The 18373-nt window shown below is 55.5% G+C and carries 16 protein-coding genes and 1 tRNA gene; 13 read left to right on the top strand and 4 right to left on the bottom strand.

Annotated elements, in window-relative coordinates:
* Positions 1-3: 3 nt before the first annotated feature.
* Positions 4-79, bottom strand: a tRNA-Ala gene (locus RBB81_RS01595).
* Between the two features lie 209 nt (positions 80-288).
* On the opposite strand from RBB81_RS01595, the gene RBB81_RS01590 reads away from it, so the two are divergent.
* The 6 genes from RBB81_RS01590 (at position 289) to lepB (ending at position 5962) form a co-directional block, all read left to right on the top strand.
* On the top strand, positions 289-993 hold the full coding sequence (locus RBB81_RS01590; protein ID WP_179586011.1) for an RNA polymerase sigma factor: 705 nt from the start codon (positions 289-291) through the stop codon (positions 991-993).
* Positions 990-1673: a zf-HC2 domain-containing protein gene (locus RBB81_RS01585; RefSeq protein WP_183791627.1), complete on the top strand. Its 684-nt coding sequence runs from the start codon at positions 990-992 to the stop codon at positions 1671-1673. Before RBB81_RS01590 ends, RBB81_RS01585 begins: the two co-directional genes overlap by 4 nt.
* A 44-nt stretch (positions 1674-1717) precedes the next feature.
* Positions 1718-2077 carry a nuclear transport factor 2 family protein gene (locus tag RBB81_RS01580; RefSeq protein WP_179586007.1) on the top strand — a complete coding sequence of 120 codons (360 nt, stop codon included), beginning with the start codon at positions 1718-1720 and terminating at the stop codon, positions 2075-2077.
* A 76-nt stretch (positions 2078-2153) separates the two neighbouring features.
* On the top strand, positions 2154-3956 hold the full coding sequence (locus tag RBB81_RS01575; protein WP_353072470.1) for a tetratricopeptide repeat protein: 1803 nt from the start codon (positions 2154-2156) through the stop codon (positions 3954-3956).
* Between the two features lie 309 nt (positions 3957-4265).
* Positions 4266-5096, top strand: coding sequence for a ribonuclease III (rnc, locus tag RBB81_RS01570; protein ID WP_353072469.1), 831 nt, complete (start codon positions 4266-4268; stop codon positions 5094-5096).
* The gene (gene lepB / locus RBB81_RS01565) at positions 5093-5962 is read left to right on the top strand and encodes a signal peptidase I (RefSeq protein WP_353072468.1); all 870 of its coding nucleotides are present in this window, start codon (positions 5093-5095) and stop codon (positions 5960-5962) included. The genes rnc and lepB overlap by 4 nt, the downstream gene beginning before the upstream one ends.
* A gap of 4 nt (positions 5963-5966) precedes the next feature.
* On the opposite strand, the gene RBB81_RS01560 is transcribed toward lepB, so the two are convergent.
* Positions 5967-7409 carry a trypsin-like peptidase domain-containing protein gene (locus tag RBB81_RS01560; protein WP_353072467.1) on the bottom strand — a complete coding sequence of 481 codons (1443 nt, stop codon included), beginning with the start codon at positions 7407-7409 and terminating at the stop codon, positions 5967-5969.
* Between the two features lie 342 nt (positions 7410-7751).
* On the opposite strand from RBB81_RS01560, the gene RBB81_RS01555 reads away from it, so the two are divergent.
* Positions 7752-8429 (top strand): GNAT family N-acetyltransferase, encoded by a 678-nt coding sequence (locus tag RBB81_RS01555; RefSeq protein ID WP_353072466.1) that lies wholly within the window; start codon positions 7752-7754, stop codon positions 8427-8429.
* A gap of 81 nt (positions 8430-8510) precedes the next feature.
* On the opposite strand, the gene RBB81_RS01550 is transcribed toward RBB81_RS01555, so the two are convergent.
* Complete coding sequence (locus RBB81_RS01550; RefSeq protein WP_179585997.1) at positions 8511-9098, bottom strand: ferritin-like domain-containing protein; 588 nt, start codon at positions 9096-9098, stop codon at positions 8511-8513.
* Positions 9099-9261: 163 nt separating this feature from the next.
* Positions 9262-9558: a hypothetical protein gene (locus tag RBB81_RS01545; RefSeq protein ID WP_257025741.1), complete on the bottom strand. Its 297-nt coding sequence runs from the start codon at positions 9556-9558 to the stop codon at positions 9262-9264.
* A gap of 1202 nt (positions 9559-10760) precedes the next feature.
* Between RBB81_RS01545 and RBB81_RS01540 the strand changes: the two genes are divergently transcribed.
* The 6 genes from RBB81_RS01540 (at position 10761) to RBB81_RS01515 (ending at position 18352) form a co-directional block, all read left to right on the top strand.
* On the top strand, positions 10761-11387 hold the full coding sequence (locus RBB81_RS01540) for a hypothetical protein (RefSeq protein ID WP_353072465.1): 627 nt from the start codon (positions 10761-10763) through the stop codon (positions 11385-11387).
* A 198-nt stretch (positions 11388-11585) separates the two neighbouring features.
* Positions 11586-13604, top strand: coding sequence for a glycosyltransferase 87 family protein (locus tag RBB81_RS01535; RefSeq protein WP_179585991.1), 2019 nt, complete (start codon positions 11586-11588; stop codon positions 13602-13604).
* Positions 13605-13943: 339 nt separating this feature from the next.
* Positions 13944-14900 carry a phytanoyl-CoA dioxygenase family protein gene (locus RBB81_RS01530; protein WP_353072464.1) on the top strand — a complete coding sequence of 319 codons (957 nt, stop codon included), beginning with the start codon at positions 13944-13946 and terminating at the stop codon, positions 14898-14900.
* Positions 14901-14963: 63 nt separating this feature from the next.
* Positions 14964-16850, top strand: a complete 1887-nt coding sequence (locus tag RBB81_RS01525) for an ABC transporter ATP-binding protein (RefSeq protein ID WP_353072463.1) — start codon at positions 14964-14966, stop codon at positions 16848-16850.
* A gap of 228 nt (positions 16851-17078) precedes the next feature.
* Positions 17079-18056, top strand: coding sequence for a hypothetical protein (locus RBB81_RS01520; protein WP_353072462.1), 978 nt, complete (start codon positions 17079-17081; stop codon positions 18054-18056).
* Entirely contained in the window at positions 18053-18352 is a 300-nt protein-coding gene (locus RBB81_RS01515) for a c-type cytochrome (protein WP_353072461.1), read from the top strand. The genes RBB81_RS01520 and RBB81_RS01515 overlap by 4 nt, the downstream gene beginning before the upstream one ends.
* Positions 18353-18373: the final 21 nt, after the last annotated feature.

The following is an 18373-nucleotide window of genomic DNA, read 5'->3' as shown; positions in this document are numbered from 1 at the left end:
TATTGGTGGACCTGATCGGGATCGAACCGATGACCTCTTCCATGCCATGGAAGCGCGCTCCCAGCTGCGCCACAGGCCCACTCTCAGGAAGGACTCTTTCTATTCTGGCTGACAGCTCAATATTAGTCAACGTCGGCGGGAACTTATCTATCCTGCACCGGTGTCTAAGTCTAATAGAGTGAGCGAGCACTCGGCCGCCGGCGGCGCAGTTTCTAATACCTTCTGGAGCGTCGCGCTCTCGAAAGTTGCATAGCGATTCATCACGTCGTAATGTAAAGGACACCCGATATGCAGGCGGGCACGATAGTGGGCAATCTAGCCAGTGCGATAGGCATTACCACCGAAGACGTTGCTCTCATCGCTGACCTCAAGGCCGGCTCCGAGGAGGCGTTCGCTGTGCTGATCGCGCAGTACCATCAGCCGCTCTACTCTCTCATCGCACGCAGCCTCAACGATCCAGCCGACGCCGCAGACATCACGCAGGAAGTCTTCATCAAGGTATTTCGCAGCATCCGCGGCTTCCACGGCGATGCCAGTCTGCGAACCTGGCTCTATCGCATCGCGCTTCACGAGGCCTCTAATCAGAGGCGCTGGTGGTCACGCCACAAAAAGCAGGAGATTACAATCGACTCCTCCTTTGAGGCCGATCCCGATGCCGAAAACAGTCATCTTAGCCTCGCCTCTACGCTTGCCGATCAGTCCGATTCTCCCTTCGACCACGTCGCCCAAGCCGAAGTTCGCGAGCGCGTCGAAGCTGCCCTTCGCCAAATTCCAGAGGCTTTTCGCACTGTAGTGATCCTGCGAGAGATCGAAGGTTTCGCTTACGAAGAGATCGCCGAGATCCTCAACGCCAACCTTGGCACCGTGAAGTCGCGACTCACCCGCGGCCGCGCCGCCCTTCGCACCATCTTGAACGCCGACGGCGCCGTCGCTGCAACCAATTCTGCGTCTTCCATAGACTCTCAGACATCCAACGTCGAGGTGGCCCAATGACCTCCCCAACCTGTCTGAAGTGCCAGTCTTCTTTCTCGGCTTATCTCGACGGTGATATCAGTGGACGCCAGATGCATAAGATCGCGTCGCATCTGGAGAGCTGTGCCGAATGCGAGCGCGAGTTTACCGCGTGGCGTGCTACTCAGCAGGTCCTCGCAAGCGTAGGACCAGCGAAGGCCCCCGCAGATCTGGCGCTTCGGCTTCGGCTGGCCATCTCGCATGAGCACTCCAGGCGCAAATCGAGTTGGATCGATACAGTTAGCCTCAAGTGGGACAACGCCGTCCGTCCGATGCTTCTGCAGGTCTCTGCAGGTTTCGCAGGCACCGTCGCACTCGTCGGCGGCATCGCGCTTCTTCTCGGACTTTTCGCTGCGCCGGAGCCCGTCATGGCAAACGACGAACCCCTCGGCGCGATGACCTCTCCTCACTATCTCTACTCTTCAGTCAATCCGCACGCCATCGTCACCGATCACGACGGCGTCATCATTGTTGAGGCCAGCGTGAACTCAGAAGGTAAAGTCTACGACTACCGCATCGTCTCCGGACCTGAGAGTCCGGCGACCCAGAGCCAGGTGGTAGATCAGCTTTTGACCAGTGTCTTCCAGCCCGCCAGCGTCTTCGGCGCACCGGTGCGCGGACGCGTCGTGCTGACCTTCTCGGGCATCTCCGTCCGCGGCTAGAAAGTCCATTTCGCCACACACAGGTTGACCCAAGAGTTGAGTCCATGCAAACTGATCGCGAACTGCTCGCCTCTGCCTACGAACACTTCAATATCCGCGAGATAGACTCCGTACTTAACCTCATGCACCCCGACGTGGACTGGCCCAATGCGTTGGAGGGTGGTCGTGTCCGCGGCCATAGCGCTGTGCGCGACTATTGGACCCGTCAGTGGGCCATGCTCGACCCTCATGTCGAACCCACGGGCTTTGCCTTGAACCCAGACGGCCGCACCATCGTTCAAGTTCATCAAGTAGTGCGCGATCTGACTGGCAAGGTTCTCTCAGATCGAATCGTGGAACACGTCTATCTTGTGCAGGATGGCCTTATTCGCAGTATGGAGATTCGCGAAACTCCGCTCTCCTGAACCGATGAATACCGTGGACAGGTTGCCTCGCATACCTTCGCTCCCATAAACTTCACGGGAGCGTCGAATCTATATCGTGTCCCTTCCAGCAAAACCGTCTTCCTTTCGTCATCCCGCGTTCCTCCTCGTCTGCCTCGCGTCTTCCTTGCTCCTGACCCCTCTCAGCGTCAGGGCGCAATCGAGTTCTTCCAGCAGCAGTTCAGAGAGCCCTCCCGATGCGACCATCTCGAAAGAGGCGCCCGCCAAATCTGCGCCCCGCATCGCTCAACCGGAAGCTGGTGGCTCTGCCATTACTCTCGAAACCAGTGAGCCTCTCTTCGATCTCGCTGTTGCGCTAAACGTCTGCGGATATGACGACGGCCTCGCCAACTCCGCCCCGGTGCGCCTCAAGATTCGCGATGACATTAACGCGCAAATTGCCCCCTCCGCCGACACCCGCACCAGCAGAGACGCGCTCTGCGCCTACGTCCGTGAGCACACCCTCGTTGATGCCAGCCTCAACCTTGCCCAATACATCTCGCTGGCTCTCTACCTGTCGCCTCCGCCCAGCCTCTCCCCCATCGTCGGCGAGACGGAATTGCCGCCCGACTCCACCCAGGTCGTCAACATCCTTCCTCTGCTAAGAACATTCGCTGAGAGTGTAAATCTCCACGCCATCTGGATTGAACATCGCGCTGAGTATGAAGACCTCCTCAAGCGTGTCCACGACCCACTCACACGCACCATTCTCAGCACCAACATCTACCTCCATCTCCCGGTCAGCAGCTACGATGGACGCCGCTTCCTCGTTCTGCTCGAGCCCATGCTGTCTCCCTCCGTCACCAACGCACGCATCTACTCGAACGACTACATCGTCGTAACCTCGCCGGCGGCCGAACCTCTCGGCGCAGTCCACATGGACGACATCCGCCATAGCTATCTCCACTACGAGATCGAGCCTCTGGTCTACTCTCGCGCCTCCGCGATGGAACGCCTCCAGCCTCTGCTCAAAGCTGTTCAGGATGCGCCGCTCGACTACACCTACAAAACTGAGATCGTGCCTCTCATCACGGAGTGCCTCATCAAAGCCGTCGAAGACAGGACGATGGACGTAGGGATCCCCAAACCAGCCAAGCCGACTGCCGTAAAGCAGCGCGCCGAGATCGAGCAGTACAACGCCGACCTGAGCGCCTACGAGCGTGAAGCCGAAGCCACCCGCCGCAAGGCAGTCGATCTCGCCATGCGACAGGGCTGGGTGCTCACCGAATACTTCTACAATCAGGTCGGCCAGATGGAGAAAGAATCCGTCAGCCTCAAAGAGTATATGGGCGAGATGGTCTACGGCATGGACGTCGACCGCGAGCGCCATCATGCCCAGCAGATCGCCTTCCTGCCCTCCGGCAGCCGCGACGTCCTCCGTCGCGCCCCGCAGCAACTTACCGGTCTGCAACTTGCCGAAGAGAAGATCTTCAAGGGTGATCTCGCCGGCGCGTCCGACATCGCCAACAAAGTTCTCGCCGACCCCAAAGGCGACCACGCCCAGGCCCACTACGTCCTCGCTCGCGTCAACCTCATGCAGCGCCAGCCAGGAGCCGCCTTCGCCGACTTTCAGGAGGTGCTCGACTCCTCGAAGGATCCACGCACCCTCGCCTGGTCGCACATCTACTTAGGCCGCCTCTATGACGTAAAGGACGATCGCAGGAAGGCCGTCGCCGAGTACCAGGCCGCTCTCACCGTCCGCGACGCCCAGCCCGACACCAAGGCAGCCGCTGAAAAGGGAATCAAGGAGCCCTTCGTTGCACCAAAAGTCGCCCATCAACAGGAAGAAGATGACGACGCCCCACTGGACCCCAGCGGAAAAGCCGAGAAAGACGCCTACCGTCCCCCGCCGCCCCACTAGGCATTGCCCCGCTTTTGCCGCTGTTTTGCTTTTGCTTGATTTTTGCTTTTGCCTGTCCTTTGCTTTTGCTTGTCCTTTTGCTTTTGCTTGTCATCCCGCAGGGATCTGCTTCTGTCTTTGTTTTGCTCGTCGCTGCCCATGGCCCGGACAGAGCCCTTGGCAGCATCGAAACTTCACCCTGAACAGGTGTCCCTTTCGCCGCCGCAGGAGTAAGCTTTCCCGGCAAATCCGCTTCTTTCCGCTACCATCGAGCGTCCACCCCTTAGCACTAAGCCGTCTCCGTCCGGTAAAGTAGAGCAGAGAAGTTCTATGACGACGCGCCACAGAAAGCCCGGACGATCGCAGTCGAACGACGCCCCCACGGCTCTGTTCGAACACATCTTCCAGCGTCCCGATCTCCTCATCTGGGCCCTCACCCACCGTTCGCTCGCCTACGAGACCAACCCCGAAACCCTTCCCGATCCAGCCGCAGACAACGAGCAGCTCGAGTTCGTCGGCGACGCAGTCCTTGGTCTCGCCGTAGCAGAGGCTCTCTTCCGCCGTTTCCCCGCCTCCCGCGAGGGCGAACTCACCCGCCTCCGCGCCTCTCTCGTCAGCCGCCGCCACCTCGGCGAGGTAGCCGCTCGCATCGACCTCGGCTCGCTCCTCCGTCTCGGTCGCGGCGAAGAACAGAGTGGCGGCCGCAAAAAGCCCGCGCTCCTGGCCAACGCCCTCGAAGCCGTCATCGCAGCCCTCTACCTCGACGGTGGCCTCGACGCCGCACGCGCCTTCATCGAAAAGCACATCATCGAGCCCGCTCTCCCCGACCTTCACCTCGCCCTCGCAGGCAGCAAAACCTTCAGCGGCGCCATCGGCGACCACAAATCCGCCCTCCAGGAGCACCTCCAGGCTACCGGAGCCGGCCAGCCTCACTACGTCCTCACCGACCAGAGCGGACCCGACCACCAAAAGCGCTTCCGCGTCGAAGTCCGCATCGATGACAAATCCGGCGGCTCCCGCGCCCTCGCTGAATCCGAAGGCTCCACCAAAAAACAGGCCCAGCAAGCCGCGGCCCGCCTCGCATTCGAGCGCCTCGTCGCCGAAGCCCGCATGGTGGCCGAGACCTCCTCCCTCGACGTAACCGCGGAGGTGGTCGAATGACCCAACCCGCCGCCGTCTCCACCAATCCTGCCGCCCAAAGTCCCTCCCCATCCAACATCCCACCGACGCGTCCGCCGGCCCCGCACTCATCCCCAGCGCAGCGACGCCACCACGCGCATCACGACAGACCCAGCGTCTTCACCGCACTCCAATCCCTTCTGCACCTCATCGTCATCGCCATCTTCATCATCACCTTCTGCGTGCAGCCCTTCCGCATCCCCTCCGAATCCATGGAGTCCACGCTTCTCGTCGGCGACTTCCTCCTCGTCGACAAGCAGGCCGCAGCCCCCGACGGTGCCGGTACCATTCTTCCCGCAGCCGCCATTCACCGTGGCGATATCATCGTCTTCCACGACCCCGTCGACGCCACCCTCCACCTCATCAAGCGTGTCATCGGCCTCCCCGGCGACCACCTCCGCCTTCGCCAGGGCCGCGTCTACATCAACGGCCGCGCGCTCACCGAACCCTACGCCGTCTACCGCCCCAGCCCACCCGACAGCTTCCGCGACAACTTCCCCCGCCTCCAGAGCGCCGACCCCGAGATCGACTCCCACTGGTGGATCCGCATGCGCTCCCTCATCGAGAACAACGAGCTCATCATTCCGACGGGCAACTACTTCGTCCTCGGCGACAACCGCAACGACAGCGAAGACAGCCGCTACTGGGGCTTCGTCCCTCGCGAAGCCATCGTCGGCAAACCCCTCGTCATCTACTTTTCGCTGCAACCCCAGGTCTCCGACGACGCCGACTCAAGCGGCAGCATAGCCCAGTCCGCCACCGCTAATCCCAGCCGCCGACGCGTCAGCAAAATCGACTCCGTAGTCGACTTCGCCCGCTGGGGCCGCACCTTCAAAATCGTCCGCTAGCCTGCTACTCAACTTCAAAAGCCACATACTGCAAAACCGACTGGCGTTCTACCTCCAACGCTACTGAATCACCTGGTTTGAAGTTCGCAAGCTGCTGCCGCAACTCGTCGGAGGTATTGAGCGGTCTCCCATTGATCGCCCGAACTACGTCTCCCACCTCCAGATTCGCAAGAGTAGACGGCTCTCCCGTCAGAACGCCGGCCACCACGACTCCCCGCTTGGAGCGCAACCCAGGCAACGCAGCGGCGATAAAATCATTGAGATCGACCACAAAGACTCCTAGAGCCGGAATCAGATCCTTCTTCGGATTTGTGAGATCCGACAAGCTATCCACGATAGGAAGCGAATCGACAGCATTCACAGAAAGTTTGACCGGTTTGCCACCGCGCAGGATCTCCATGTGGAGTGGCGCTCCGCGCTTATGCACATACAAATAGGCCGTGTACTTCGGAAAAGAGTCAATCGGAACGCCATCTATCGTCTGCACAATGTCCCCCGGGCGCAACCCCGCCGCTGCGGCCGGGCCAGTCGTATCGACATCAGAGAAGATCACACCATGATCCTGAGTTAACTTCAGGCCCCCGGCAAGATCTGGAGTAATCGCCTGTGCATGCGCTCCGATGGAAACGGAAGGCACAAATCCGTGGGCTTTCAATTCGTTATAAACGAAACGAACGACAGGTTCAGGAACGGCAAATCCCAGACCTTCGCTTCCGCCTCCAGTGCTATAGATAAAGGTGTTGATTCCAATCAAATTGCCGTCGCGATCGATCAGTGGGCCGCCGCTATTGCCCGGATTGATGGGTGCATCGGTCTGCACATAAACCATGGGGCGATCCAACTCAGGCTGTCTGCCCACTGCGCTGATGATCCCCTTCGTGATCGTGTGGTCCAGCCCCTGCGGCGATCCAATCGCAATGACTGTCTGGCCCAGACGAACATGAAACTGCTCCGGCAGTGCAATCGCAGGAAGGTCGTGGGCCTCGATCTTGATGACTGCCAGATCAGCATATCGATTCGTGCCGATTAACTTCGCTTCGTACACACGCTGCGGATTCGCCAGTTGAGTGTGCCACGTCACTAACTCCACCGTCGTCGGCGCAACGATCACACGAATGCGAAGTGCACCAGCGACTACATGATTGTTGGTGACAATATACCCGTCCGGATCGACGATAACCCCTGACCCGATAACACGCTGTCGTTGCAGAGCCGCCGGGTCCTGGTCGTCGTCGCTGCTCTCCGGTTTTCCGAAGCCGGTAACCTCTATCTGCACAACGGAGTGCATCGCGCGTTCCGCAACCTCATCGATCGCCTGGTCGTACTCCCGCAAAATCGCCGATCCGTCGGCGGAGTTGCCGGTCGTCTCTGGGCTCTTCTGACCAAGTACGGACAACGATGCGGAGATGCATAAAAGTGCAGAGAGAAAAGGGATCGCGAGTTTCATTCGAGGCTCCTACGAGCAAGCAGGCTTCTAAACAATCTAAGCTTCTGCTCCCTAACCGCAAAGCTGAAGATTGAGCCTGGCATCGGTTCTCGGTTAGGATTTGAAAGTGGTAAAGGAGGATGTTGAGATGAGTTCGTCAGCTGAGTCTTGGGTGGATCGTTGGTGGCCGCTGCTGGTCATTCTTTTTGGGGTGATCTTCGTCGCGGTTCTGGTGACGTTTCACCCGGCGAACTAAAAGGGGCGCGGCGCAAGCCGTGCCCTTTTTTCGCTACACGCTGGAGCGCAACAGGATCTACGGGTCTCCACTGCTATCCTGATCTGGTGTCGGAACTCAACCTGAATTTGGAAAACTGGAAGTCGGCACGCCCGCCTCAAACCATCACCTTGGATGGTCAATGGTCCCGACTCGAACCACTCACTGCAGCACAACACGGACACTCGATCTGGTTGGCTGTAAACGGCCACGATTCCGTATGGACGTGGCTCAGCGACGGTCCTTACGCGCGCGAAGAGGACTGCCTTCAGGCTCTGCGTGCCAAAGAGAACGACAACGCTTCCCGGTTCTTCGCTATCCTCCCAAAACAACCTTCGGGGACAACCGGTACTGCCGCCGGATACGCCAGCCTGATGCGGATCGACCCACCCAACGGCGTCATCGAAGTCGGCAACATAATGTTCTCTCCCCAGTTGCAGCGAACGCGTGCCGCCACCGAAGGAATTTATCTCATGTCGCGATATGTCTTCGAGGAACTGGGCTTTCGACGCTACGAGTGGAAGTGCAATGCGCTTAATCTGCCTTCGCGGCGAGCAGCCGAGCGGTTCGGCTTCACCTTCGAGGGTATCTTTCGCCAACACATGGTAATCAAAGGACGCAGCCGCGACTCAGCTTGGTACTCCATGCTCGATAGCGAATGGCCTGACCGCAAGCTTACTTTTGAGCGCTGGCTCGATCCCGCCAACTTCGACACAGAGGGGAACCAGATCCAATCGTTGACCTCCTTGGCGAACACCAGCAAATAATTCAAGCGAGCTCGAATCTCCTTGCCGAAAAAAGGAAAGAGCCCCGCAAGGCGAGGCTCTTAAGAAGTCCAACGGACCAGTCTAGGAAGCGCGCTTCTTCAAACCTCCAGCTGCCTCTTTTTCATCTTCGCGGCTCTTCTGTGCCGAATACTTCTCCTTGGCAGACTTGGGCTTCTTCTTATGCTCCGGCTCTTCAGAGCTCTGCCTCAGAATCGGCTGTGCCGCCTCGGTAATCTTTGCCGCCGCCGCCAGCTCCTCGTTCAGATTCTCCGTCAACAAGTCGATCACATCCTGCATCCCCAGCGTCTTGGCCATCGCAATCGTCGCCTGGTAACCCGCGATCTCATAGTGCTCCGTCCGCAGCGCTGCGCCGATCAAACCGCAATCGAAGGAGGCTCCTGCCTCGTCCTTCTCCAGCGCATCCTTGCCTTCTTCAACGATGCCTTCCATTCCATTGCAGTGCTCTCCGGTCGGCTTCTCTTCCAGATGCCCGAAGACCTCCTTCAAACGCTCAACCTGACCCTTGGTCTCTTCCAGATGCGCAGTAAAGAGTTCCTTGAGCTTTGCATTCTTCGCACCCTTGGCAAGCTTGGGAAGCGCCTTCACCAACTGATTCTCCGCGCTGTACATATCGCGCAACTCATCCAGCAAAACATCCTTAAGCGGCATAAACCCTCTCCTGTATCGGTCTATAGATCTGCGATTCCCGGCCATCTTGCCTCTTGTGAATCAACTAATGAGAGACACGCCACCCAAAGTAAGTTGGCCGATGACAGCTTTAAATGTCGAAGGGGCCGCGGAAACATCGCAGCCCCTTCAAAATCCGATCTAACTACTTCTTGCCGGACGATGCCGCCGACTTCGCGTGCGCATCGGTAGATTTACCATGCGCCGCCGTCGACGACTCATGAGCCTTCTTGGAGTGTTCATGCGCCTCGTCAACGTTGCCCATGTCGTGCTTGTTGGCTGCGTTGATGTGGTGACCTGCTGCCTCGGTGTGATGCTTTGCAGCATCCATATGTGCCTGTTTCGCCATTGTGTCCACTACCTTTTCTAAGAGCTTCAGCTCTTGACCCAGTACGATGACACCCCTTCGAACGGAGTTATCCGCGTCGGCTACCGGGCTCAAACACTTCTCCTGAAATTATTCATCGCTTCAAAATGTCAGCCTCTATCATTCGGCTCCTCGGCAAATCGGCATCCACTCAATGCTTCCGTAGTGGCCTCGCCTCATCGCGGCAAGGAGATTTAGGCCCGTCTGACGATTCAAAGACAGAACCCAAGGCCCGGCCCAAACGCGAGCTGAAAATAATTCAAGAAATCTTCGCCAGACTTGGCGTATGAGTTATATCCAATTCGCTACAATTAAAAGAGAGATCGGATCAAGGGCTGCCTGCGGCGAAAAGCTGCGGCAGCCCTTCGCACTTAACGTCCACAACGCACCACCAACTCACCACGAAAGCACCACAAAAAACCATGCCCACGCGTACCAGGAATAGCGTCCTCTTACGATCTACCATCGCCTCAACTAGGCTAACTCCAACAAAATAAGTATTTTAGCCGCAACCCACATGAATGCAATATCTTAGCGATACACCCTCCCGCTAAACCGTTGCATCCATTCCACTTCCGTCCAAAATATCCCCCGGGGGGGAGGGGGTACTACCGAACCGCCGTCCACCACCCCGATGTACCAAAAAAGACAGCATTGGCTTCCGGAAAAACGGCGTGCTCCGACCTCTTACAGTCTCATGACAGAGATAAGACTAGTCACTGACACATCGATAGCGGCACGACGATAGTCTTTCACTGTTTCCCGCCTTTTTTGTAGCGGGCTTGGAATTCAGCGGTGTCGTCCATGGGAACCATCATATGTCGATCGTGAGTGAAGTTCGCACAGTGATCAAGAGGATGGCCTTCGGGTATACCTTACTCCCCCAGGAGTTCACTCTCGGACTCGCAGAACCGCAGTCAGAGGTTACCGTGTGGCTGCATGGAGCAGGAGAACCCCGCGATGTAACTCACCGGCACTCCATGGTATGTGCGTCTCCACTAACTATCTGCATCGGATTTGACGAAGGACAAATAACAAATGAGAAAGACTTGGCTAACCTATCGCTGAAATTCTGCGAGCGAGACGGTCGTAAGCGAGTCTTGGGAGAGATCGGACTTAAGCCTCAGATCATCGCTGCTGCGGTGGCCAAATTGAGGTTTGTCTTGTTCGAACCCCGAAGTTCAAAAAACTTTTGTCTGCCGAAAACGCGTCTCTGCGCTCACTATTTGCTTCACGCCTATCGCCAGTGGAGGAGCGATAACACCAGAGGGATCAAGATGTCGTTTCTCGAGAGACGCGCAGGTATGGTGATCTTTATCTGCCCTCGTCCCATAATGCTGGTAAGTGTGGGCAGCCGAGAAGACGGCAATATCTTTCCCATGAACATACTTGGCAATCTCGGTAACGGCTATCTGGGGTTTGCTTTAAGAGGCGAAAGATTGGCGGCCGGCCTCGTAGAACGTGCAGGCCGTATCGCGTTGAGCAGCCTCCCGTTGTCGGAGGGGGCCCTGGCATACCAACTTGCAAATCACCACACCAAGAAATCAATCGACTGGAGCCAACTCCCCTTCGCAACAATGACGTCGACGACATTCAATATTCCGGTCCCTGAATTCGCTCAAAGAGTCAGGGAGTTGGAGATTGAGTCGGTTCGCGCGATCGGAAGTCATAAGTTTTTTATCGCGCGAATCATTCGAGAGGATAAATTTATCGACGGCTTGGAATTCTGCTCTATTCATGGGTTCTATCAGGCTTGGCGGCTCAGGAAACTCAAAGGGGGAGACGAGGAGCTAGAGATTTCGTTGGCAGGAGATGTGTTCAACAAGCGAGGCCGTCACCGTTCAGAAGCTTTTAGGGATGTTCCGATCAAGATGATTCCATTGAACGATAAGCTCAATCGATGAGTGTGAAGCGCAAGCCGCCAGGCTATTGCAAGAACCATTGGAGGTGGTCACAAACTCCGAACGACTCGATCTTTTGCTAAAACAGACGGAGAACACCGATTGGAAGATCCAGTAGCCTCCAGAGTTGATCATCTCCACTCCCCACTCCGATGGTCTCGTATTGGGGGATGGATATTGTTAGCGTTGCTGGCGACGCAGATGGCTCTGCGCACTTTACCGAAAGCGTGGCATACGCTGAACACTGACTTTCCCAACTACTACTTGACCGCTAGTCTCGTACACGAAGGATACGATACATCGCGAGTCTACGAGTGGCTATGGTTTCAACGTCAGAAAGATCATCGTGAAATCGATCAACGGCTGGTCGGTATGGTTCCGATAACACCATTCTCGACCCTCCTCATCTATCCGCTCACTTCATTGCCCATCCTGACTGCGAAGCGCTGTTGGCTCATCTTTAACCTCGGCCTTCTGGTCGCGACTCTATCGATTCTGAGACGTATGACGCGGCATCCTTGGCAGCATCTTTCTCTCGTGGCTGTCTTAAGCTTCCCACTGCGTGTGAATTTATTATTTGGGCAATACTATGTTTTGCTGCTGTTCTTATTAACTCTGGCGTGTTGGCTTTATATCTGCCAGAAGCCATTTTTAGCCGGAATTGTGGTGGGACTTGCGACAGGTCTGAAGGTCTTTCCCGCCTTCTATTTGCTTTATTTTCTTAGGAAGAGGGATCTCAAAGCGTTTGCGGGTGGAGTGTTGGGCTCTTTGGGCAGTGGAGTCGCGTCAATATATGCCTTTGGTTGTGAGCTACATCGCGTTTATCTTTTCCAAGTACTACCCTCAGCACTCCGTGGCGAAGGCCTGGATCCATACAACCTGCAGGCAGCGTCTCTCTCTTCCCTCCTTCACAAGCTTTTTATTTATGAGCCCCAGCTAAATCAACATCCCGCAATTAATGCTCCTTGGTTGTTTGCAGGCTTGCATCCACTATTGCAGATGATGCTGATGGCGCCAGCCTTGCTCCTTGCTGCGCCCAACGAAACCTGTCCGCGTCGTGTCCATCTCGAGTGGGCGGCGATCTTACTAGCCAGCCTTGCGATTTCAACGTCACCGGCATCCTATCTCTTCACTCTCCTAATCTTGCCCGCATGTTTGATATGGGGAGTGCTCCGGGAGGAGAAGAAAAACTGGTGGCTCGCTATTCTCTTGCCTCTTTATGCTGTAGCGGGATTCGTGGGTGGAACAAATAACGGGGCAGCAGGATGGATTGCGGTACTGACTGTGCCAAGACTGTATGCAATGGTTCTCCTCTGCGCGTTTGCCTATGCGGTTCTGGTCAGCCAAGAGTCAAGCAAAAGTACGAAGCGTGACCGTCTTGCCTGGGCGCTTGCGCTCGCCGCAATCCTGACCTTGAGTATCGTATTCAATCTTCGTCACCAGCGCGGACTCTATGCCGATTATCAACAACGAATTCCTATTCCAAAAGGAGTTTTTATGGCGGTTCATCCAACGGCAGAAGAAGATGGGCTTCTGTTTGTGGGGATGCAACACGATGGTTACCGTTCCGCAGTTGAACGTTTCGGGGCCATCCACTTCAGCAAAGGGCACGATGACGAACTCGGAATAGCCGCCGCGAACGGTATCCAATGGGTCGAACAAACTGGGCACGAATCCAAAATCATCTCCGCATCAGGCGGGAGCACAAGCATCCAGCAGGCCGAGTCTCCAGTAGCATCTTTTGATGGCCGGTGGCTGGCGTTTCTCCGCGAGGAACACGGTCGAACGCGCATTTGGATACGCGCTCTGGGTCAATCGGTGGCCAGAGACAGTCCGCTTACCCCGCCGGAATTCAATGTGCTCGAAATGTCGTTCTTGCCCGGAGGCGAGATTGTATTTTCAGCCACGTCGGGAGGTGGTCACCCGGGACTATTTGTGTCAGATCGAGTCGGAAGCGTACGATCTCTCGGCATGGGCGAGGTCAGATATCCTTCTATCTCACCAAACGGGCGGTGGCTCGCTTATAGCGAATTGCAAGGTGGAAACTGGAACTTATGGCTGCGCGATTTGAGCAACGGCCAAACTCACAGACTTACCGATGCCGCGTGCAACAACACTGAACCTGCTTGGGCCGCGGACTCGCAAGCTTTGATCTATGCCAGCGATTGCGGACGAGCTCTTTGGTTTTCGGCTCTTTGCAGACGGCGCATCATCTACTGAACGATTTGCTGATGTTATTCCGTCGATTGGCAGTCCATTCCTTGAAACTAACCCTAATTCACGTCTGCAGAAACAATCAAATGACAAACCGGTGACAACAACAAAATACTAAGCAAGTAGTATTTTTGTTGTCTTTGTTTTTTGTGCGCAAATGCAAGGAGTGCAAACTCGGAGATAGAACTATCTGAGCCAATCTCGCCGCATCATCTCTTCATTTATTAGCATACCCTTGAGTCGTGTTGACCTGCTTTCGATATCGGCTCGACTGTAGATCGTGTGCTAGAGCTTTGACTAAAGGCAATCTTGCGAAACTCATTTATTCAGCAGGAGTCGGGAACAGTGGATGACCTCGTGAAGCCGTTTCGTGAAATCTATGCTCCTGATCTACAGTCGCGCTCTTTGAAGAAGGAAATAGCCTCACAAGGTTATTTGCTAGTTAGGGGATTGCTGCCCTTCGAGGACGTGAATCAACTGCTGAATGAGATTCTGCTGATTGTTGGTGTCGCTGGCTGGCTTATGCCTGGTTATGGTTTCGTGGAGCGCGTAGCTGACAACGGCGCCATATGTGGTGAGTCTGACTCATCGTTCAATCTTGTCTATCAACAAGTCTTTGGCTTGGAATCTTTCCACGCTCTCGCACATCATCCGGCCCTCCGGGAGGTGATGAAACTGCTTATTGGTTCACGACTCCTGATACACCCGAAGCCGATCGGCCGGTTAATCTTTCCTAACTGTGAACGTCTCGTGATTCAGGCACATCAGGACCATCAGTCCATCGCGGGCGATCCGGAAAGCTTTACGGCCTGGATTCCACTCCACAACTGTCCACTAGAACTAGGGCCGTTGCGGATTCTCGAAGGGTCTCATCGTTTTGGGCTTCAGAAGGTTGACCCCGAAACAGGCATTATTCCAAACGGGACAGCGCGCGGAGGCGATTGGGTCAGCGGACAAATCAATGCAGGAGATGTCCTAATTTTTCACAGTCTAACGGTCCACGCAGCCGCTCCGAACGTCTCTAAACAACTCCGTATCTCATTGGATTGCAGATTTCAGGATTACGAACGAGCGGTTGATCCCGCGAATCTGGTATTCGCGGGATCCTCAAATAGATCCTGGGAAGCTACGTACGCTAATTGGCGCTCAGATGATTTGAAGTATTTCTGGAAGCATATGTCCCTGAAGTTAAAGCCTTCCAAAGACGAACTGATTCAGCTTGCCCAAACGGCCGCTTCTCCAAAGATGCAATCGAGATATGCCAGAATCCTGAGCCAGCTTGAGTCACAAATGCCTGGGTGATCACATTGACAATTTCGAACTAAGAATCCTATCTGCACTCAACTCCAACCCCGGCATCTATCCATGGCTTCTTCTCTCGACTCCTCCAGCTTCGGTGACGATGTAAGGTCTGTTGATCATACTTCGCGGGACATCTACGCTAAAAAAGAAGAGCGCCTCTCATCGGGTCGAGGGTCAAAGTTTGTCAGAATGATCCCCGAGATTTGGAGACTCGTCGAGCCGTTTCGGTGGGTTCTTGCGAGCAGTTTTTTGCTAATGATTGTGAACCGAGTCTGCAGCTTAGCTGTTCCCATTTCTTCTCGTTACCTTGTCAATAACGTAATGTACAAGCAGCAGTTCGAAAGGCTGCCCCTGATCGTAGGTGCTGTAGCCTTTGCTGCCTTCATCCAGGGCATCACCACTTACACCCTTTCGAAGCAGCTTTCCACTGCGGGCCAGCGTCTTGTCGCAGATCTGCGCATTCGGGTCCAACAGCATATCAGCCGTTTGCCCATCTCTTTCTTCGATATTAATCGTACTGGAGTCCTGGTCACTCGCATCATGTCCGATGTGGAAGGAGTTCAGAATCTCGTTGGGGCAGGGCTCATAGACTTTGTCGGTGGCATTCTCACAGGGATTATCGCGCTCGTCATTCTCATTCGCATTAGCATTCTCATGACGATCCTCACGTTCTGCATTTTGATCGTTTTCGCATGGTTTCTCAAAAAGGCATTTGGGGTTACGCGACCGATCTTCCGCGAACGCTCCCGTATCAGCGCCGAGGTCACCGGTCGCCTCAGCGAATCCATCAGCGGTGTGCGCGTCGTCAAGGGATACCACGCGGAAGCCGCCGAAGGGCAGGTCTTTGCTCAAGGCGCCGGGCGTCTTCTCCAAAATGCCACCAGTTCGATAACTGCTCGGTCGTTTATGTCGCTCTGTTCCACGATTGCGATCGGAATCGTGGTCTCGCTAGTTATGTACCTCGGAGCAAGAGGAACGATGACGCACCATCTCGATGTTGGAGGCTATGTGGAATTCACAATGCTACTGGCCTTCCTAGTTGCACCGATTGCCCTGTTGGTCAGCGTCGGAACTCAGCTCACCGAAACGTTTGCGGGTCTTGATCGCACCTTCGAGATTCTCGATGAACCCGAGGAAGATGACGAAGTAGCCCGTACGGAGGCAATAGATTCAATCATGGGGGACGTAGCGTTCAAGGACGTCACTTTCTCCTATGTTCCCAACACCCCCGTTCTGCACGGGATCAGTTTTGAGTCGATGCCGGGCACGGTCACTGCGCTCGTCGGGTCTTCGGGCTCGGGTAAGTCGACTATCATCTCACTTATCTGCGGCTTTCATAGTGCATTCGACGGTCAGGTGCTGATCGACGGCGTTGACCTTTGCACCATCCGTCTGTCGAGCTTTCGTCAACAACTCGGCGTCGTATTGCAGGAGACGTTCCTCTTCGATGGAACCATCCAGGAAAACGTTCTGTTCAGCCGTCCAAACGCTACCGAAGAGCAACTGATGGAAGCATGCCGCATCGCGCGAGTCGATGAGTTTGCCGAGCGATTTGCGGAGCGGTATCAGACAGTCGTGGGAGAACGCGGAGTCAGGCTGTCAGGCGGACAGCGTCAGCGGATCTCTATAGCTCGTGCCGTCCTGGCTGATCCGCGCATCCTCATCCTTGATGAAGCTACCAGTTCGCTGGACTCCGAATCTGAAGCGCTGATCCAGAGCGGACTCGACTTTCTAATGCAGGGCCGCACCACCTTCGTGATCGCGCACCGGCTGTCGACGATTCGACGTGCCGATCAAATCCTGGTGGTTGAGCAGGGGAGGATCGTCGAACGAGGAACTCACGAGTCCCTGTATCAGCGCGGGGCTCGCTATTATGAGCTTTACACGCGTCAGCACGGCCTTGAAGCTAATTTATTCCTCGCACCCGGCGAAGGCGACAGGATCATCTAACATCACGCTTGTCTCCATGCCACTGCGGCAGAGTAATTCCTTGCGTAATCTGGTTTTAAGATGTGACGATCTGACAAATTAATGACAGACTCCAGACCACCGAATGACACACCCGTTGGAGCCTCGCGATAGCGTTAAAGCAGCATGTGTACTTTATTTAGTTTGAGAGATCGCGCACTTCTCCGACGAGTCGGCAACGTGCTGTTTTTCGTCTGGATGCTGTGCTACTTGCCAGTTCTCGCTGCTCAGGACACTCCTCTCCTCTCGGGAGGGTTAGGCTTACTTACAAACACTAATGGCGGTACTACGTCTTACCAGACAATCGCGGTCCCAGTGCTGGAGGCTCCGATCGGTCAACATCTGCTGGTTGAATCGCGTGCCAATGTTCTCGAGACTTTTTCCCCGAAAGGGAACGGCCAAGGGTATAGCCATTCGGGGTTTCTAGGATTGTCGTATCTTCAGGCTGACTACATCGCCACGCCGCACCTCACAGTGGTAGGCGGCTACTTCCTTACACCGTTTGGCACCTACAACGAGCGGCTTTCACCGATCTGGATCAGTAACCTGCAGGATGCTCCTTTGATATACGGTATCGGCACCATGGGAAGTGGTAGTGGAACGGGCGGCATGTTAAGAGGTAACGCGCACTCGACGGAAACGGTCTCAATCAGTTACGCAGCTTACTTTTCGGCAGGCAGCACGAATAAACAATTTCAGTCGTTGCGTTCAACGGGCGGACAGATATATGCGTACTTCCCTAAGGTAAGGCTCGAGATCGGAACATCCTATGGGAGGACGCTGGAGGGTACCGAATCAAACTCCTTTGGAGTGCATCTCTGGTGGGAGTTGGCAGGGATTCCTCTGAAGATCCGCTCTGAGTATGCACATGGGGCTCACTCGCAAGGATATTGGATAGAGACGGACTACCGGTTGTCTCAGATTCATGGCGCTGACAGCTTGATCGGGCGACTGGAACCGATATTCCGGCTGCAGCAGACCTTTCGAAAGAGTCCGGATGCTTCGGACTTTCTGCCAAGCGCCGATACGCAGAGAAGCGATTTTGGACTCGATTACTATCTGCCGCACGAGGTGAGGGTCAACACAAGCTACTCGCGTCAGTTCTCCTCGACCGGAAACGTCAATGTCTGGGAGACTGGCGTTGTCTATCGTTTCTTATTTCCGGCCTGGAAAGGCAAGCTGCGATGAACATTTTTATACGAATTTCCTTCTGTGTTCTCTTGTTATCTGCGGTGCAGACGTTCTCGCAGGCGGAAAGTACTAACGCACCCGCCGAGGCTCAGCAACAAACAAAGGGCAACGCGGTGCATGGCGCAAAGCAACGAGACGGACAGCAGGTGTTTGAGCAAAACTGTTCGCGTTGCCACAACGCTCCACAAGGCTTTTCGCCTCGGATTTCTGGGACAGTTACAAAACACATGCGCGTGCGCGCGGGACTGAGTAGTGATGATGAAAAGGCTATCTTGCGTTTTCTGAACCCGTAACCTAAAACTCTGCAAGCGCTT

The sequence above is a fragment of the Tunturibacter gelidoferens genome (assembly GCF_040358255.1).
Lineage (GTDB): Bacteria > Acidobacteriota > Terriglobia > Terriglobales > Acidobacteriaceae > Edaphobacter > Edaphobacter gelidiferens.
This window is presented reverse-complemented; position numbering and strand designations above follow the sequence as displayed.